At 70.1% G+C, this 3247-nt stretch carries 4 protein-coding genes; 3 read left to right on the top strand and 1 reads right to left on the bottom strand.

The window, feature by feature from the left end; translation table 11 throughout:
- From VGW35_06545 to VGW35_06535, 3 genes are all read left to right on the top strand, one after another.
- Positions 1 to 669, top strand: a 669-nt coding sequence (locus VGW35_06545) for a hypothetical protein (protein HEV8307311.1), incomplete at its 5' end; no start/stop codon positions are given.
- Positions 666 to 956 (top strand): hypothetical protein, encoded by a 291-nt coding sequence (locus VGW35_06540; GenBank protein HEV8307310.1) that lies wholly within the window; start codon positions 666 to 668, stop codon positions 954 to 956. The genes VGW35_06545 and VGW35_06540, both read left to right, overlap by 4 nt.
- A gap of 21 nt (positions 957 to 977) precedes the next feature.
- A complete protein-coding gene (locus tag VGW35_06535) occupies positions 978 to 1205 on the top strand; it encodes a hypothetical protein (GenBank protein ID HEV8307309.1) in 228 nt (75 codons plus the stop codon).
- 258 nt (positions 1206 to 1463) lie between these two features.
- Here the strand turns inward: VGW35_06535 and ilvD are convergent, their stop codons facing one another.
- A complete protein-coding gene (ilvD, locus tag VGW35_06530; GenBank protein ID HEV8307308.1) occupies positions 1464 to 3131 on the bottom strand; it encodes a dihydroxy-acid dehydratase in 1668 nt (555 codons plus the stop codon).
- Positions 3132 to 3247: the final 116 nt, after the last annotated feature.

Here is a 3247-nt window from a genome sequence, read left to right as displayed (position 1 = left end):
CGGGAGCTCGACATCAACGCCGGTGACAACCTGTTCGGCCCGGGCTGGCGCGCGAATCTGACCATCGGGCGGGCGGTGCGACTCGTCATGCGGAACGTCTGCGGCTCGCGGCCGGGCCCGCTCGATCGCGGGACGCTCGGGCACCCCGGCAAGCTCTCGTACGTGATCGCCGAGAACGAGGCCGAGAGCCCCTGGCCGCCGCTCCACGTGGAGCGCGGCTTCCTGCCCGAGCAGAGCGCGGTGACCGTCATGGCGGCCGAAGCGCCCCACCAGTTCTACAATCAGCTCTCCGCCACCGCCGAGGGCATCCTGACGACCCTCTGCGACGACATGCGTATCTCGGGCAATGTCATGGGGCAGCCGCCCTACCTGCTGGTCCTGGCCGGCGAGCACATGCGGACGATCGGCCGGGACGGCTGGACCAAGGCGCGGATCCGCGAGTTCGTCTTCCGGCATACCCAGAACTCGCACGCCCACCTCAAGCGGACGCAGCGGATGGCCGGCGCCGTCCTCCCGGGCGACGACGCGCGCCTGCGCCCACTGGTGGAGTCGCCGGACGACATCCTGGTGGTGGCGGCCGGCGGACGGGCGGGCGCCTTCTCGGCCTACATCCCCGGCTGGAGCAGCAAACGCTCTTCCCGGGCCGTCACCAAGGAGGTCAAGCGATGATCGAGATCCTCGACCCGACGGTGAGCCCCGGCGACGCGGGGGCCCAACCGGTCGCCTACACGCCGCGCCCCGACTCGCTTCAGGGCAAGCGCATCGGGCTGATCGAGAACACCAAGTTCAACTCGGACCGGCTGCTCCAGAAGATCGGCGACCTCCTCAAGGCCGACTACGGCGCCGCCGAGACCCGCATGTGGCGGAAGCGCAACTCGAGCGTTCCGGCCCATGAGGAGATCATCGAGGAGCTCCGGCGGACCTGCGACGTCATGGTGGCCGGGATCGGCGACTGAGGGTCCTGCTCGTCGGGCAGTGTGCTCGACGGAATCCTGCTGGAGAAGGCGGGTGTCCCCTCGGCGGCGATCGTGACCGACGTCTTCGAGGTGACCGGGCGGGCCATGGCCGAGCAGTGGGGCCTGCCGTACTACCGGTTCCTCGTCATGCCCCATCCGGTCGCCAACCTGACGGAGGCCGAACTCGACCAGCGGGCGCGCGAGATCACGCCCGAGGTCGTCAAGCTGATCCTCCAGGGCCAGGAGTAGGGCTTCGGAGGGGGGCTGCGAGATCCCCCGAAATGACCTAATTTAATTTAGGAGGCTGTCGGGGTAACCACGCCCCGCAGCTTGCCCAACCGCCCACGGTTGAGGTTTCGCTCCGAGCACGGGCCTCGCCCGCGCCACCTTCTCCCGGGGGCCGGCCACCGAGCGTGTGGTGCGTCGAGGAGTGCTCCGAGCGGCGGCTTCGCCGCCGCCACGACGGGGGGGCATCGGGGGGGTCTTCCGAGACCCCCCCGAAATGACCTAGCCGGTGACGGCGCCTTCCGAGGCCGAGGAGACCATTCGCGCGTACTTGGCCATGACGCCCCACGTGTAGCGGGGCTTCGGCGTCTTCCAGACCTTGAGGCGTTTCCGCAGCTCGGCGGCCGCGAGCTCGATGTCGAGCCGCCGCTTCTTGACGTCGAAGACGATCGTGTCCCCGTTGCGCACCGCGGCGATCGGGCCACCAGCGGCCGCCTCGGGCGCCACGTGGCCCGCCATGAAGCCGTGGGTCGCCCCCGAGAAGCGGCCGTCGGTGAGGAGAGCCACCGAAGCGCCCAGCCCCGCTCCCTGCAGCGCGCTCGTGACCGCCAGCATCTCGCGCATCCCCGGGCCACCCCGCGGTCCCTCGTAGCGGATCACGAGGACGTCGCCGGCCTTGATCTTCCCGGCCTTGATCGCCGCGAAAGCATCCTCCTCCCGGTCGAAGACGCGGGCCGGACCCCGGTGAAGCATCCGGTCCTGGCCGACCAGCTTCAGCACGCAACCCTCGGGCGCCAGGTTCCCCCGCAGGATCACCATCCCGCCGAACGGCTTGACCGGGCTGGCCAGGGGCCGGATCACCTCCTGCCCGGGAGTCTCGCGAGCCGCCCGGGCCTCCTCCCCGATCGTCCGCCCGGTCACCGTCGGCTCATCCGCGTGAAGCAGCCCCGCGTCGAGGAGCCGTCTGGCCACCACCGCCATCCCGCCGGCCCGGTACATCTCGGGAGCGGTGAAGCGCCCGGCGGGCTTGAGGTCGGCCAGGAGCGGCGTCCTGCGCGAGACCCGGTCGAAGTCGTCGATCGAGAGCCGCACGCCGGCCTCCCGCGCCACCGCCAGGAGGTGGAGCACGACGTTGGTCGAGCCCCCGGTGGCCATCGCGCCGGCGATTGCGTTGAGGAAGGCGTTGCGGGTCAGGAGCTGGCGCGGGGTGACCCCTTTGCGCAGGAGCTCCATCACGAGCTTTCCGGTCTCGAAGGCCACCTCCTCCTTGCGTGGGTCCTCGGCCGGCACGTCGTTGAACCCCATCGGGGAGATGCCGAGCATCTCGAACGCGGTCGCCATGGTGTTGGCCGTGAACTGGCCGCCGCAGGCCCCGGCACCCGGACACGCGTGGCTCTCGATGCCGTGGAGCTCCTCCTTCGGGATCCGGCCGGCGTTGTAGGCGCCGACCGCCTCGAACACGTCCTGGACGGTGAGCCGTCGGCCCTTGTATTCGCCGTACATGATCGAGCCGCCATAGAGCATCACCCCGGGCAGACCCAGCCGCGCCAGCGCCATGACCATGCCCGGAATGGTCTTGTCGCAGCCCGAGATCCCCACCACCGCGTCGAAGAGGTGGCCGCGCGCGACCAGCTCCACCGAATCCGCCACCACCTCGCGGCTCACCAGGGACGCCTTCATGCCCTCCGTCCCCATCGCGATGCCGTCGGTCACCGAGACCGTGTTGTACTCGATGGGCGTGCCGCCGGCTGCGCGGACCCCGGCCTTGACCTTCTCGGCAAGCTTCTGGTGGTTCCAGTTGCACGGCGTCACCTCGATCCAGCAGTGGGCGACACCGACCAGCGGGCGGCTCAGATCCTCGTCGCTGAAGCCGATGGCCTTGAAGTACGAGCGCGCCGGGGCGCGATCCGGCCCTTCGAGAAGCGCTCGGCTCTTGTGCCTGGGATCCATGCTTGGTGTCCTCCGTCGGGTTTTGGGGTCGCGCCTATTCTAGCCGACGGAGTGCGCGGCGGGAAGTGGAGGAGCACGCCGACCACCGAGCGCGTGGTGCATCGAGGAGTGCTCCG

Source organism: Candidatus Methylomirabilota bacterium (assembly GCA_036005065.1).
GTDB lineage: Bacteria > Methylomirabilota > Methylomirabilia > Rokubacteriales > DASRDR01 > DASYQW01.
The sequence above is the reverse complement of the archived record's forward strand: the minus strand, read 5'-3'. Positions and strand labels throughout refer to the sequence as shown.